Source organism: Pseudomonas sp. GD03842, assembly GCF_029841165.1.
Classification (GTDB): Bacteria; Pseudomonadota; Gammaproteobacteria; order Pseudomonadales; family Pseudomonadaceae; genus Aquipseudomonas.
Genome location: NZ_JAOCEA010000012.1, coordinates 162,139 through 176,666 on the forward strand (window position 1 = coordinate 162,139; position 14,528 = coordinate 176,666).

Annotated in this window: 14 protein-coding genes; 7 read left to right on the top strand and 7 right to left on the bottom strand. The window is 60.0% G+C overall.

Annotation, left to right across the window (positions count from 1 at the left end):
• The first annotated feature begins 134 nt into the window (after positions 1 to 134).
• A complete protein-coding gene (locus N5D61_RS18095) occupies positions 135 to 356 on the top strand; it encodes a DUF6316 family protein (RefSeq protein WP_279893738.1) in 222 nt (73 codons plus the stop codon).
• 3 nt (positions 357 to 359) lie between these two features.
• Here N5D61_RS18095 and N5D61_RS18100 read toward each other — a convergent pair whose 3' ends face one another.
• Together N5D61_RS18100 and N5D61_RS18105 are read right to left on the bottom strand one after the other, a co-directional pair.
• Positions 360 to 950, bottom strand: a complete 591-nt coding sequence (locus N5D61_RS18100; protein WP_279893739.1) for a DTW domain-containing protein — start codon at positions 948 to 950, stop codon at positions 360 to 362.
• A gap of 13 nt (positions 951 to 963) precedes the next feature.
• Positions 964 to 1,857, bottom strand: coding sequence for a LysR family transcriptional regulator (locus tag N5D61_RS18105; protein ID WP_108237260.1), 894 nt, complete (start codon positions 1,855 to 1,857; stop codon positions 964 to 966).
• Between the two features lie 256 nt (positions 1,858 to 2,113).
• On the opposite strand from N5D61_RS18105, the gene speB reads away from it, so the two are divergent.
• The 3 genes from speB (at position 2,114) to N5D61_RS18120 (ending at position 5,198) form a co-directional block, all read left to right on the top strand.
• Positions 2,114 to 3,064: an agmatinase gene (speB, locus tag N5D61_RS18110; protein ID WP_108237261.1), complete on the top strand. Its 951-nt coding sequence runs from the start codon at positions 2,114 to 2,116 to the stop codon at positions 3,062 to 3,064.
• Positions 3,065 to 3,299: 235 nt separating this feature from the next.
• Entirely contained in the window at positions 3,300 to 4,679 is a 1,380-nt protein-coding gene (locus N5D61_RS18115; protein WP_108237262.1) for a sodium:solute symporter, read from the top strand.
• Between the two features lie 234 nt (positions 4,680 to 4,913).
• Complete coding sequence (locus N5D61_RS18120) at positions 4,914 to 5,198, top strand: hypothetical protein (protein WP_108237263.1); 285 nt, start codon at positions 4,914 to 4,916, stop codon at positions 5,196 to 5,198.
• A gap of 147 nt (positions 5,199 to 5,345) precedes the next feature.
• Here N5D61_RS18120 and N5D61_RS18125 read toward each other — a convergent pair whose 3' ends face one another.
• The 3 genes from N5D61_RS18125 to rmuC form a co-directional block, all read right to left on the bottom strand.
• Positions 5,346 to 5,471: a PA1414 family protein gene (locus N5D61_RS18125; protein ID WP_256601618.1), complete on the bottom strand. Its 126-nt coding sequence runs from the start codon at positions 5,469 to 5,471 to the stop codon at positions 5,346 to 5,348.
• Positions 5,472 to 5,677: 206 nt separating this feature from the next.
• Positions 5,678 to 7,129, bottom strand: coding sequence for an NCS1 family nucleobase:cation symporter-1 (locus N5D61_RS18130; RefSeq protein ID WP_279893740.1), 1,452 nt, complete (start codon positions 7,127 to 7,129; stop codon positions 5,678 to 5,680).
• 356 nt (positions 7,130 to 7,485) lie between these two features.
• A complete protein-coding gene (gene rmuC / locus N5D61_RS18135) occupies positions 7,486 to 8,850 on the bottom strand; it encodes a DNA recombination protein RmuC (protein ID WP_279893772.1) in 1,365 nt (454 codons plus the stop codon).
• A gap of 1,079 nt (positions 8,851 to 9,929) precedes the next feature.
• Between rmuC and N5D61_RS18140 the strand changes: the two genes are divergently transcribed.
• The 3 genes from N5D61_RS18140 to N5D61_RS18150 all read left to right on the top strand — a co-directional run bounded on the left by N5D61_RS18140 (position 9,930) and on the right by N5D61_RS18150 (position 12,366).
• Positions 9,930 to 10,154 carry a hypothetical protein gene (locus N5D61_RS18140; protein ID WP_108237266.1) on the top strand — a complete coding sequence of 75 codons (225 nt, stop codon included), beginning with the start codon at positions 9,930 to 9,932 and terminating at the stop codon, positions 10,152 to 10,154.
• Positions 10,155 to 10,429: 275 nt separating this feature from the next.
• The gene (locus N5D61_RS18145; protein ID WP_279893741.1) at positions 10,430 to 10,921 is read left to right on the top strand and encodes a hypothetical protein; all 492 of its coding nucleotides are present in this window, start codon (positions 10,430 to 10,432) and stop codon (positions 10,919 to 10,921) included.
• Positions 10,922 to 11,061: 140 nt separating this feature from the next.
• Positions 11,062 to 12,366, top strand: a complete 1,305-nt coding sequence (locus N5D61_RS18150) for an outer membrane protein transport protein (protein WP_279893742.1) — start codon at positions 11,062 to 11,064, stop codon at positions 12,364 to 12,366.
• Positions 12,367 to 12,470: 104 nt separating this feature from the next.
• Here the strand turns inward: N5D61_RS18150 and N5D61_RS18155 are convergent, their stop codons facing one another.
• Positions 12,471 to 13,022 carry a redoxin domain-containing protein gene (locus tag N5D61_RS18155; RefSeq protein ID WP_279893743.1) on the bottom strand — a complete coding sequence of 184 codons (552 nt, stop codon included), beginning with the start codon at positions 13,020 to 13,022 and terminating at the stop codon, positions 12,471 to 12,473.
• Between the two features lie 197 nt (positions 13,023 to 13,219).
• Positions 13,220 to 14,428: an MFS transporter gene (locus tag N5D61_RS18160; RefSeq protein WP_108237270.1), complete on the bottom strand. Its 1,209-nt coding sequence runs from the start codon at positions 14,426 to 14,428 to the stop codon at positions 13,220 to 13,222.
• Positions 14,429 to 14,528 lie beyond the last annotated feature (100 nt).

Genomic DNA, 14,528 nt, shown 5'->3' on the forward strand with positions numbered 1-14,528 from the left:
CAGGCCTGCACAAACGGAGTAGAGTAGCCATCAGCCAGCTGAGCGATCCGTGTCACGCTGTGGATTGCTCATCGCACTGCCCGTTCAGGTCGACCCGGCCTGATCGCCCCTTCAACGCCATGCCGGAGCAGGCCATGTTGAACAAGCGTGAGCAAGACCCCACCCCTGCCGTGCACTTTCGCACTGACCGCGTCTCTCGCGTCAATGGCCTGTATTTCTTCAGCACCCGTGAAAATACCCTGGAAGGGCCGTTTTTCACCAAGGAAGACGCCGAACGCGAAACTGACGCTTACATTCGCCGGATGCAGGCCCAAAAGGGCGTACTGCTCGACCCGCCCTCCTCTCTCAATGGCTGACGCTCAGGCGTGATTACGGCGAAACGTGTCCTCGCCCATCGCCTCGATCTGCCCTTCGATCAACGCATCGAACGGGCGCAACAGCGCGTCGAATGCCCTTTCAGGTTCGAGCGTGTGCAGCGCGTGGACGATGGCTTCCAGTGTCGACAAGGCGTCAGGGCCCGGCGCCTTGCGCAGCCGATAGCGTGACGCCGGGGCGCTGTGGAGGGTGACGCGCGGCAATGCGGCCAGCGACGGATTGAGGTGCAAGAGTTTGCGCGCCTTGCGCCAGGTGCCATCCGGCACGACCAGCAGTACGGGGCTGCCATCACCGCCCCCTGCCTCCAGCGGCGCCGCACCCTCCCCCGGAAACAGCAGGCGGGCCTGATAACCCGCCACGTTGAGCCACTGGTCGAGGTGATCGAACACTTCCCCCACTTCATACTGCACGCTGGTCAGGCCCAGGGCTGCGAAACGGGCCGTGTTCAGGGCGTGGTTGACTTCGCTGGGGTGCTGCAGAATCAACACGCGGGTTTGGCTGTCCAGCCGTGGAATCAATGGACAGAGGCAGTGCGTTGCAGGGCGATGGCAGCGTTCACAGCGGGCGCGGGACATGATCGAAGTCTCCTCAGAGCGGGTTGAGCTGAGCCTTGAGCAGATCGCGGAACGTCTGAATCAACGGCTCACGGCTGCGTCCGCGCCGCAGGATCATTGAGAACGGGGCCTGATAGCCGAACGTGGCGGGCAGCAAGACGCGCAGGTGCCCCGAATCCACCCAGGATTGCGCGTAGTGTTCGGGCAGGTAACCGATGTAGGCGCCGGACAGCACCAGAATCAACTGCGCCTCCATACTTTCCACGGTGGCCGCACTGTGCTTGAACCCGTGCCGAGCGAGCTCCGCCTGACTCCAGTAACCGCGACCGACCATGCGTTGCTGAGTGATGACCGGCTCCGGAATCCGCCGCTCATTGAACAACGGATGCCGATTACTGCAGTACAACCAGTGCTGCTCGCGATACAGCGGTTGATAAAGCAGACCGTTCATCCGGGTCGAAAAGGAACCGATGGCCAGATCGAGGCGGTTGTCCAGCACCCCCAATTGCAGCTCATAGGGGCTCATGACCGAGAGGTGCAGGTGCACCGCCGGGTGCTCTTCGCTATAGGCGCCGATCACTTCGGCAAACGGCAGTGCCCGGTCGCTGACGGTCGAATCGAGAACCCCCAGGTTCAGCGTTCCCCGCAGCTCACCCTTCAGTGCGGCGGCGTACAGTTCGAACCCTTCCAGTTCCCCCAGCAGGCGGAGCGTCTCCTGATGAAACAGCTCACCTTTGCTGGTCAGACTGAAACCACCGCGCCCGCGATGACACAGCACGATGCCCAGCGTCGCTTCCAACTGACTCATGTACGTACTGATGGCCGAGGTGGACAGGTTCAATTCCTGCTGAGCGCTGGCAAAGCCTTGATGGCGCACGACACAGGTGAAAATACGCAGCAATTTGAGGTCGGGTAGTGCGCTGGCCATGGAAGTACCGAGAATCAGAGTGTGCCAAATCGTCCGGGTGGCGATCCTTGCCCTCGAAGTGACCGCGGCTGACGACGCGACGGCCCCGCTCCATGGGGTTGAGCAAGCATTGCGGGCGGCAGCTTAACCTGAATTTCACGATAGTTCAGAAATCTCTGAACTAAGTATTTTGCCTGACCGATTGTTCACCGCCTGCCGGATTCGCAGAATCCCCTCAGACCTATAACGTTCCATTACCCACCGATGAGGCAATCCCGTGGACAAGATTTTTCACCAACCACTGGGCGGCAACGAGATGCCGCGCTTCGCCGGCATCGCCACCATGATGCGTCTGCCCCACCTGCAAACGGCCGCTGGCCTGGACGCTGCCTTCATCGGCGTGCCTCTGGACATCGGCACGTCGTTGCGGTCCGGTACCCGTTTCGGTCCTCGGGAAATCCGCGCCGAGTCAGTGATGATCCGCCCGTACAACATGGCCACGGGAGCAGCCCCATTCGATTCCCTCTCGGTCGCTGACATCGGCGACGTCGCCATCAACACCTTCAACATGCTCGAAGCGGTGCGCATCATCGAAGAGGCCTACGATGGCTACCTCGAACACGGCATCATCCCCCTGACGCTGGGCGGCGACCACACCATCACCCTGCCGATCCTGCGCGCCATGCACAAGAAACACGGCAAGGTCGGGCTGGTTCACATCGACGCCCATGCAGACGTCAACGACCACATGTTCGGCGAGAAGATCGCCCACGGCACGACCTTCCGCCGCGCGGTGGAGGAAGGCCTGCTGGATTGCGACCGCGTGGTGCAGATCGGTTTGCGCGCCCAGGGCTACACGGCAGAGGACTTCAACTGGAGCCGCAAACAAGGGTTCCGCGTCGTGCAGGCCGAAGAGTGCTGGCACAAATCGCTGGTGCCACTGATGGCCGAAGTCCGCGAGAAAGTCGGGGGCGGCCCGGTTTACCTGAGCTTTGACATTGACGGTATCGACCCGGCGTGGGCACCGGGCACGGGCACCCCCGAGATCGGCGGCCTGACCACCATTCAAGCCATTGAAATCATCCGCGGCTGCCAGGGCCTGGACTTGATCGGCTGCGACTTGGTGGAAGTCTCGCCACCTTACGACACCACCGGCAACACGTCGCTGCTGGGCGCCAACCTGTTGTACGAAATGCTGTGTGTGCTGCCAGGCGTGGCTCACCGCTGATTGGCTTGCGCCCGATTCAATAACGGCTCGCTAACATCACTGGCCCCTGGGATTAAGCGTGTTCGCGACAAGGGCCAGTCCGCAGCGGGCGTGTTGGCTGACAGAGTGCAATCCCCGGCAGACACACGCCCATAGCACACCGTTCACCACACAACGACCTTCCGCGCTGGTAGCCTGCATGATGCCAGCCGGATGAGTCGCGTTTCACTATAAAAACAATGACTGGAGACACTCCATGGCTTTAGATATTTTCGTCGTGCTGATCTACGCGGCCGGCATGTTGATTCTGGGCTGGTACGGCATGCGCAAGGCCCGCACCCATGAAGACTACCTCGTCGCTGGGCGCAACCTGGGCCCGAGCCTGTACATGGGCACCATGGCCGCTACCGTCCTGGGCGGCGCGTCCACCGTCGGTACCGTGCGCTTGGGTTATGTCCACGGCCTATCAGGCTTCTGGCTCTGCGCCGCGTTGGGCGCCGGCATCATCGCGCTGAACCTGTTTCTCGCCAAACCGCTGCTCAAGCTGCGGGTCTATACCGTCACTCAGATCCTCGAGAAGCGCTACAACCCCATGGCACGTCAAGCCAGCGCGGTGATCATGCTTGCCTATGCGCTGATGATCGGGGTCACCTCGATCCTGGCGATCGGCACCGTCATGCAGGTGCTGTTCGACCTGCCCTTTTGGGTGTCGGTGGTCTTGGGCGGTGGCGTGGTCGTGGTGTACTCGACCATCGGTGGCATGTGGTCGCTGACCCTGACGGACATCGTGCAATTCATCATCAAGACCGTCGGGCTGATGTTCATCCTGTTGCCGATCTGCCTCTATCGCGTGGGCGGCTGGGACGATCTGGTGGCCAGGCTGCCGGCTTCGAGCTTCCAGTGGACCACCATCGGCTGGGACACCATCATCACGTACTTCCTGATCTACTTTTTCGGCATCCTGATCGGCCAGGACATCTGGCAGCGCGTGTTCACCGCACGCACCGAAAAAGTCGCCCGGTATGCGGGATCGGTCGCCGGTGTCTATTGCATCCTCTATGGCCTGGCCTGCGCACTGATCGGCATGGCCGCGCACGTCTTGCTGCCGGATCTGGAAAACGTCAATACGGCGTTTGCCGCGATCGTCAAGGCGTCGTTGCCTGATGGGATTCGCGGCTTGGTCATCGCTGCAGCGCTTGCCGCCATGATGTCCACCGCCAGCGCAGGGCTGCTGGCCGCATCCACGACCCTGACCGAGGACCTGCTGCCGAAATTGCGTGGCGGCAGACAATCGAGCCTGGCGATCAATCGACTGTTCACCGCGCTGACCGGCCTGCTGGTGTTGGGTATCGCCCTGGTGGTCAATGACGTGCTCAGCGCCTTGACCTTGGCCTACAACCTGTTGGTGGGTGGGATGCTCGTCCCGCTGATAGGCGCCATCTTCTGGAAGCGAGCGACCACTGCCGGGGCCCTCACCAGCATGGGCCTGGGCTTCGTCACCGCCTTGGTGTTCATGCTCAAGGACGGTCTGGACGCAAATACGCCGATTTACTACAGCTTGGCCGTAGGCTTGGTGAGTTTTGTGGTCGTCAGCCTGGCATCGCCCCGGCAGGTCGCGGTTGCACGCACCGCCTGAACCGCACCTGTGCTGCACTTCACAGAGAGCGCCTTCGGGCGCTCTTTTTCATTCGCGGTAACACTTCGTCCGCTGCCGTGTGTTCCGCTGAGGCGGCGAAGTTGAACTAGCCTTAACCATGACAGCGCACCGCATAGATGAACACTCATCGCGCATAGCGGTCATGGCTGTCCAGCGACAGCCTCTGTTCATGGAGTCGGGGGATTTTTGGGCACGTCAATGCAGAGGCTTCCCATGGACCGACGCGAAATCCAGCAGCACGTCTTCGACACCCTCGGGATCATTCTGGTCGACAAAGACCCGATCCAGGACGATGCCTTGCTCGCCGACCTGGAGCTGGACGAAGAAGACTTCGCGGAGTTCTTCAGCCACTTGCAGGCCGATTTCGGCATCGTCATGCCGATCAAGGTGAAATCGCAAATCGCCCACCTGCCAGAGCATTCACCTTACCGCCAACTGACACTGCAGGGTTTGGTTGACCTCATTCTTGTGCAGATGAGCGACCGCACACGCCCGTAGTGACGGCACACGGGACAGCGTTTCGCAGATGACAGTACAGGGTGAGTGATGCGGCTGCGGCGAAGGGCGCACGCAATGCGTCGTGCGAAGGCACGGGCGGGCTATCGGACGATAGCGCCGCTGTGATGATTGACCCCAGATCAGGATTCAGCGGCGAGGGCGACGGCGCTCGTCATCGTCGGTCCTGACGGGAATGGGTTGCAGTTTCGGGCGCTCGATCAGGCCCAGTGCAACGCCGACATCGTGAAGCCACTCTTGCAATTTGCTGTTCATGTGTACGCCCCCCTTCAGGGAATGCTGGCAGCTGACTGTTCGTAAAACCCGGGTCCGCATAAAGCAGATCATAGTGCTCAATGACACTTTACGCCTGCTACGAAGTGTCGCGGCAGGAAATTTTCCCTCCCCTTACGTTTTAACGTCGCCATCCCGCAAACCCTGAGTGGCGCTCGACCAGCGGCAGTGCCACTGGTCGTCCAGCTCTAGCCTGCGGCCACTGGGCTTAGCGCGGTCCCTTCGTGGGCCTGACTGCGTCGCGCAAAGAGGAAAAACAGCACGCCGCCCAGGAAACATCCTGTAAACCATGCGAAATTCGCCATCGGTTGCAGAGCGGGGATGAAGGTAATCGCAATGCCCGCCAACGTCGCGAGGATCAGCGCCTTGACGGCCGTGTAATTGACACCGCCGTTGTACCAGTACCGTCCCGAAGGACCATCGTTGAACAGGGCATCGACATCGATCTGCTGTTTCTTGATCAAGTAATAGTCCACCAGCAGGATGCCGAACAGCGGACCGATGAACGCGGCCAGTACATCGAGGGTGTAGTGGATCACCTGCGGGTTGTTGAACAGGTTCCAGGGCGTGATGAAGATCGAGGCCACGGCGGCAATCATGCCCCCCACGCGCCAACTGATCTTGCTTGGTGCGACGTTGGCGAAATCGAACGCCGGAGAAACGAAATTGGCCACGATGTTGATGCCGATAGTCGCCGTGACGAACGCGAATGCCCCCAGCAATACCGCCACATCGTTGTCGATGCGCGCCACTGTCGCGATCGGGTCATGCAGCATTTCGCCGAACACCGGCAGGGTTCCGGAGACGATCACGACCGTCACCAGCGAAAAAGCCAGGAAGTTGACCGGCAAGCCCCAGAAGTTGCCACGGCGCACTTCAGCCATGCTGCGGCAATAGCGGCTGAAGTCACCGAAATTGAGCGTGGGCCCGGAAAAGTACGACACCACCAGAGCCGTGGCCATGATCACTTGGGACACCGCCTCCCAACCGCTCAACGATTTTTCTGACAGAGTGAAACTGATGTTCGCCCAACCAGCCTTCCAGACGATCCAGCCTGCCAGCAGAAACATGACGGCGTATACCACAGGACCGGCCCAGTCGATGAACCGACGAATCGAATCCATCCCGGTCCAGAACACGGCGGCCTGTACCAACCACAGCACCAGGAAACCGAACCAGCCCAGGTAGGACAAGCCAGCGAAATGAGGTTCGGCGTAGACCGACATCTGCGGGAAGAATCGCAGAACCACGATGATCAGCGCGCTGGAGGCCAGATAGGTTTGCACACCGTACCAGGCCACGGCGATGAGGCCGCGAATGACGGCCGGGATGTTCGCACCGAATACGCCAAACGCCAGGCGGCAGACCACCGGGTAAGGCACGGCGGCTTGCTGGCTGGGTTTGGCCAGCAGATTGGCGACGACTTGGATGATGCAAATGCCGGCCAGCAATGCGATCAATACCTGCCAACTTGCCAGGCCCAGCGCAAAGAGGCTCGCGGCGAAGACATAGCCGCCGACGCTGTGCACATCGCTCATCCAGAACGCAAAAATGTTGTACCAGGTCCACTTCTGCGGCAGCGGCCCCAGGTCCTGATTATAGAGGCGGGGGCTGTAGCCCTTGGGCATTGGCTCGGTCATCACGGGTCTCCCTGAAAGGATGAACAGGCTCCCGAGGCATGCCGCTAACCACACTGCGTACGGGAGCAAGCATGGGTTGTATACGCGTTGACACGCAGAATGCGTGCCATACCGTATACCTGGGGCAACCAAACGCGGAATAGACGGTACGCTGCAAAGCGCGAGTGAAGAGGCGAACGGAGAATCACGGTGCGACAACGCCCGATCAATGCGCGCTCGCAGTGCAGGTATGCTTGATCACGGTGCATTCGAGGGAGGCTAAGGGAGCAGTTGACCGTCGAAATCCTGTATACAATTTTCTCGTTAAACAGAAGCGCAGCGCTATTTCGGCCCCGCGCTCCATGACGCTGGTCTATCTATTCAGGCAACTGCACCAGCCCATCTTCATCGGTCATGGCACGCTCCAACAGGTCCGCTGGCAGATGCTTGCTGGCCCGAGCGCCCAGCAACTTCAGCTGCTCGCTGCGGCTGACCAGGTTACCCCGCCCCTCCACCAACTTGTTGCGTGCGGCGCCGTAGGCCTTTTCCAGCTGTTGCAAGCGACTGCCCACCTCGTCCAGGTCCTGAATGAACAGCACGAACTTGTCGTAGAGCCATCCTGCACGTTCGGCGATCTCCCTGGCGTTCTGGCTTTGACGCTCCTGTTTCCACAGGCTGTCGATGACCCGAAGCGTCGCCAGCAAAGTGGTCGGACTGACGATCACGATGTTGCGGTCGAAAGCGTCCTGAAACATGTTCGGCTCGGCTTGCATCGCGGCCGAAAATGCTGCCTCGATAGGCACGAACAGCAATACGAAGTCCAGACTGTGCAAACCTTCGAGCCGCTTGTAATCCTTGCCGGACAGCCCTTTTACATGGTTCCGCAGCGACTGCACATGCTGCTTGAGCGCCGCTTGGGCAATCACCTCGTCCTGCGCTGAAACGAACTGTTGGTACGCCGTAAGGCTGACCTTAGCGTCCACCACCACCTGTTTGTTTCCCGGCAGCATGATCAGGACATCGGGCTGGAAGCGCTCGCCGTCAGGTCCCTTGAGACTGACCTGCGTCTGGTATTCACGTCCTTTTTCCAACCCGGCATGTTCAAGCACCCGCTCTAGGATCAGCTCGCCCCAATTGCCCTGGGTCTTCTGCCCTTTCAGGGCTTGGGTCAGGTTGGTGGCTTCATCGCTCAGTCGCTGGTTGAGCTGTTGTAGCCGCTCCAGCTCTTTGCCCAGCGAAAAACGTTCCCGCGCCTCTTGCTGGTAGCTCTCCTCGACACGCTTTTCAAACGACTGGATGCGCTCCTTGAGCGGGTTGAGCAACTGCCCCAGTTGCAGTTGACTGGTCTCGGCAAAGCGCTGCTCGCGCTCATCAAAAATCTTCCCGGCCAACTCTGCGAACTGAGCACGCAACTCATCGCGCGAACCTTGCAGGTCACTCAGGCGCTGCTGGTGGCTCTCCTGCTGCTCACGAAGTTCGGCACCTAGCGACGCGCACTGGGCGCTCAGGCGCCGCAGCTCGTTCTCTTTATCTTCGCGCTCCTGGTTCCAGTCCCCCTGCGCCAGCCGCGCTGCCTCCTGCTGCTGCCGAAGCAGCTCGACTTCCCGACGCAGGGCTGCGAGGTCAGCCTGCTTGACGGCATTGGCCTGACTCAGGTCGCTGATTTCGTCGCGCCCCGCGTCCAACTGCGCCGCGAGGCCGTCCTGCGCCATCTGGGCATTGACCAGACGCTCGTCGAGCAGAAGCAAATCCGCTTCGCGCCGCGCAACTTTACGTTGCAGCTGCCACGCCAATGCCAGCAACGGCACCCCCGCTATCCCCAATCCCAGCAGAAGGCTGGTGAGGTCAAAAGCCATGAACATTTCCCTACTCCACAATCGTGCTGGCGGCATTATGCGCAGAAGCGGCGCCCACGTCAGAGGCCGATCAGCGATGAGTGGGCGGATTCGCGTTGAACACCCGCGCAAAGGCGCGTCCTAGAGCAGGGGGCAGGGACAATCCACAGATCCTGTGGATAACTCAGTGGACAACGACTGTCCAACCCCCGCAAACGCAGGCAGAACGCGGCCTGCGTTCAAACTGACGATTTTTTCACCAACCCAAAAAAGCGAAGATTTTCATTGACTTAATAATTCGTTACCGGAAATCAACCTCTTACGGGCGAATGTGACAGTGGGATGGCAGCTAAAGGTTTTAATGTGCACAAGTCAATTTCCAATCGCTATAAAGCGCCGTTTGGGAAGTGCCAAAACGTGCTTGATAGAGGGCAAAAAGGCCAAAGGCCATCTTTTGCCAAGGGCGTCAGACGCTGAGCACCTCGATTCATTGCCAGGGAGGTGACGGATTTACGGCCCTAAACGGCGCTATGCAAAAGGCACTTCCCAATTCCAACTGGATCAGTTAACATCCGCGCCGTTAGTACCAAGCTGAAATCAATTCTGATCGACGACATCCTTGACCTGAACCCTTAACGCTCAGGCCCTCCAGGAACCGATCACCTCGTTGGTTGACCTGTCATGCCTTCCCGATCTGCCCGTAACCGCAGACGAGATGAAGCCCACATGGCCTGCTCGAACCACCCTGCAAATTGATCAGGATCTTCACCCGGAGCACCGAACCTTTGCTCCTGTTGTGTCGCCTGCCCTCCGAAGTACCTACCAGTCAGCCCAGCGCCAATCGATAACCGCGCTTCCCTGGCTGCCCTGTTCCAGACAGGTTCTGCGCTCTGCCCCTGGCTCTCGATTGAGCATTGGTCCGCGTTTACTGGAACGATTTTAGCTGGCGCGCTTCATATAGCGTGTCGATTCAGGAAACACCTTACATGACTACCCAAATCCAGGCTCAAGAAGCCATTCGTACCCTTACCCATGCCTTCGCACCCATGGACTGTCTGATCATGGCTGCCCGCAAAGGCTGCTTCAGCTTCACGCTTGTCAATGAGCACGGCATCGCCCGCCACAGCGAGCGTTTGTACCCCGACCAGTATTCCAGCCCTGTGCCGCTGCAGGCTGTGATCGAGCGAACGCGCCAAGCGCTGGCCGCGTAACCGTTCGTCGGCAAAATCAGTCCTCATCAAGCCTCGCCCTCAAACGGCGAGGCTTTTTTTGTGCCTGTTTTTGCTATGAAAAAACCTTCGGGTTAATTCCGGAGCGAAATATCGGCGCCGAGGCACATGGGGAAATATTTTAAAAACAGCCCTTTACGCAGCAAATATGAGACTACGCTTCAACTCAAGCGGTCTTAGCCGCTTCCGGCGGACCCGAATTCCATCCCGCTGCCAAGCGTCAGGGTCCACCGGCTCATTCACTTCCTGAGGGTGTTATGGGAATCGCTGCCAGTGAACTGCGTCGATACGTGATCCGCCCTACGCTGATCTACCTGGATCGACACCATCCCCGGGCGGAAGCTTTCCTCCTGGCCGTTGCCGCCAGCCAGTCCGCGCTAGGCTTCGCCCTCGACAGTCAACGCGGCCATGGGCTGTACGGGATTTCCGACACGCTGCACTACTCATTGTGGGACAGCTACCTGGCCAAAGACCCCGATCTGGCCAGCCGTGTCAGAGGGCTGGCCAGCCAGCACGCCTTCCTGACCGGGCCGGACCTGGAACTGACTGTCAATCTGCGCTACGCCACTGCCATTGCCTGGATGATGGTCGAAGCGAGTCGCCTCTCACTCCCTAACCTCGACGACGTCATCGGCATGGCACGCATTTGGCGCGAGGTATTTCAGCCCCAGGGCCGACTGATGGATTTCGCGACCGCTTGGCAGGCTTCTGTAGTCCCCGTGCTTCAAGGCGAACCGGCCATTTTGTGACTTGCCGGTTTCGCTGAATAAGGCAGCAATTTTCGCAAGATTGTCCTACAAAAACTGCTCTAACTCGGGTGATCCAGCCTATAGCGCGTTGTGGAAAATGTTGGTAATTTCCGCGCGGTGATCAACAAGGAGTTCTAACAATGAAAAAAACAATGATCAAATCCAGCCTCAGTCTTGCCGTTACCCTTGCCTCCACTCAACTCTTCGCATCCGGTTTTGCCCTCAACGAACAAAGCATCAGCGGCATGGGCACCGGTTTCGCGGGGCGGTCCTCCTCCGTTGACGATGCGAGCATTGTGTATGGCAACCCGGCAGGCATGTCGCGCCTCAAACGCCAACAAGTGACTGTGGGCGTGGCCGCGATCGATGCCAAGACCGACATCAGCGACGCCAGTGGTAGCCGCGCCGGCACCAACAAAGGCGACATGGTTCCGTTCACTGCCGTTCCCATGGGTTTCTATGTCAACCCGGTCGACGATCATTGGGCCTTCGGTCTGGGCGTCTACGCTCCTTATGGTCTGATCACCGACTACGAGAGCAGCTTCCAGGGCCAGAATTTCGGCAGCAAGAGCATCGTGAAGGTCGTCACCTTCCAGCCGACGATCAGCTACGCGTTCAATGACAAGGTTTCGATCGGTTTCGGTCCGACCATCAACCGCATTTCCGGCGCACTGGAGTCGACCCTCAATGTAAGCGGCCTCACGCTTCCTGCCACAGGTCGTCCATCCGGGGATGGCCGCATCCAGGTGAAGGGCGACGACGTCGGTTACGGCTTCAACGCGGGTATTCTGGTACAAGCCACCGACAGCACCAGCCTGGGCCTGACCTACCACTCGAAAGTGACTTACAAGCTCGACGGCCATACCGAAGTCCGCACCGGTGCAGGCGTTCCTCCCCAGATTCTGGGAAGCGGTCGCTACGATGCCAAACTCAGCCTGGATACGCCGGAGTCGGTTGACTTCTCCATCACTCAGAAGCTGGACGATGCCTGGAAAGTCTACGCCGGTGCTACCTGGACGCGCTGGAGTCGCCTGCAAGACATCACCGTCCGCAACTCGGGCGTGACCCGCGCTGGAGGCGTGGCAGCCCCGGCATTGGTCGGGACCATCACCGAAGAACAGAATTGGCACGACACCTGGGCGTATGCCGTCGGCACGTCCTATCAGTTGAACAAACAGTGGGTCCTGCGCACGGGCCTGACGTTCGATCAGTCGCCAACCAACAACACTGATCGCTCGCCACGCATCCCGACCGGTGACCGGACCATCTTCAGCGTCGGCGCTGGTTACAGCCCAACCGACGACATCACCATTGACGTGGCCTACTCCTACCTGGATGAGGAAACCGTCAAGGTGAACCGCACCAACGCCCTCGGCCAGCGCTACTCGTCCAAGTACGACAACAGCGCGAACGGTTTTGGCCTGGGCTTGACCTACCGCTTCTGATGACGTTGGCGGGACCGGCCGACACCGGTCCGCCATACAGAAAACCCCGCAGCCAGCGATGGATGCGGGGTTTTTCGTTCAGCGCATGCGACCCGAGGTGTGTCTCAAGGCTTGGACGCGATGGCCTTTTCCACGGCGGAAATCAGCTCGGGGTCATCCGGCGCTGTGGTGCTGGAAAAACTGGCGACGACGTTGCCCTTGCGGTCCACCACGTATTTATAGAAATTCCAGCGTGGTGCGCCGCTCTGTTCAGCCAGCGCCTTGAACAGCGGAATGGCATCGGCACCTCGAACCGGCTGAGGCTCGGTCATGGTGAAGGTCACGCCGTAATTGACGTAACAGACCTTGGCCGTCTCTGCCGTGTCATTGGACTCTTGCTTGAAGTCGTCCGAAGGCACTCCCAGCACTTCAAGCCCCTGCCCCTTGAAACGTTGGTTCAACGCTTCCAGGCCTTTGAATTGAGGCGCAAAGCCACAAAAACTTGCGGTATTGACCACCACCATCGGCTTGCCTGCGAATTGCTGGCACAGGTCGATCGTTTGCCGGGCGCGCAGCTTGGGCAATTCGCCGTGCAATAAAGGAGGACAATCCGCGGCGGCGACGGCACCGCTCATGGCCAACAGCAGAATAGGCAGCACGGTCCAGCGAGTATTCATGGAGGCATCCCTTCGAAATAGACATTCGGCGTCTGCGACACACGCTACTCCCTGCGCCCCCGAATGCCTAGACGCCAGCCTTCAGCAGGTCATGCCCAGTTGCAAGGCCCCAAGGCCGACGCGGTGCCACCCCCACCAGGCCACTGCCATCAGCGTCGCCATCAGAATGACGCCCGCCAGCCAGGGAATCAGCCGCGTCACAGCGTCACCGGTTGAACGCTCAGACGCGCTACTGGCCGCTCGCGCACCGGCCAGTTGAGGGCGGCCGCGATCAGACTAAGGGCTATCGAGACCTGCCAGATGATGTCGTAACTGCCTGTGTGGTCATACACCACCCCGCCCAGCCAACCGCCGAGGAAGGCGCCCAGTTGATGGAAAAGAAAGACGATCCCGCCCAGCATCGACAAATTGCGCACCCCGAACAGCGTGGCCACGGTCCCGTTGGTCAGCGGGACGGTCGATAGCCAGAGCAGGCCCATGGCAATCCCGAACAGGTAGGCCGTGGTTTGCGTCAAAGGCGCCCACAGGAACAGGACGATCACCACCGCGCGTAATAAATAGAGGCCGGTCAGCAGACGAGGTTTGGACATCCGTCCGCCCAGCCACCCCGCGATGTAGGTGCCAAAGACGTTGAACAGGCCGATGAGCGCCAGCACGGTGGTACCGACCGTGGCGGGCAGGTGTTGGTCGACCAGATAGGCGGGAAGGTGAACGCCGATGAACACCACCTGAAAACCGCAGACGAAAAAGCCGAATGCCAGCAGCCAAAAGCCGGTATGGCTGCAGGCCTCCTTCAGCGCTTCGCGCAATGTCTGCTCGCCCACTGCGGCGGGGGCGGGTTTGTCCTTGAGCATGGCCACCAGCGGCAGGATGAAAGCCACCAGCAAGCCCAGCGCCACCAATGCCATGGACCAGCCCAGCCAGCCAATCAGCCCGAGGGTGCCAGGCAGCATGGCGAACTGGCCAAAGGAGCCGGCTGCACTGGCCAGCCCCATGCCCATGCTGCGCTTCTCGGGAGGCAGCGCACGGCCGACGACGCCGAGGATGATCGAGAAAGTCGTGCCGGACAAACCGATGCCGATCAACAAGCCGGCGCTCAGCGACAATGAGGCGGGCGAATCGGCCATGCTCATCAGTGCCAACCCTACGGCATAGAGAATGCCGCCGATGAACACCACTCGCGCCGCGCCGAAGCGGTCTGCCAGCGCGCCCGTGAACGGTTGCGCAAGGCCCCAGATCAGGTTCTGCAAGGCAATGGCGAACGCGAAGACTTCACGCCCCCAGCCGAATTGCGCACTCATCGGTGGCAGAAAGAGCCCGAAACCGTGACGTGTCCCCAGCGACAGCGCCAGAATCAGCGCGCTGCCCAATAGAACCCAGCCACTGGCACGCCAGACCGATGTCATTCCGTCCTCCCGAGACCAAGGGCAACTCAATAGATGTATAGGCCCACAAAAGGCGTCAGCGAAGCTACGCCCAAGGCGGAAGGGGTGTCAATCGACGGGG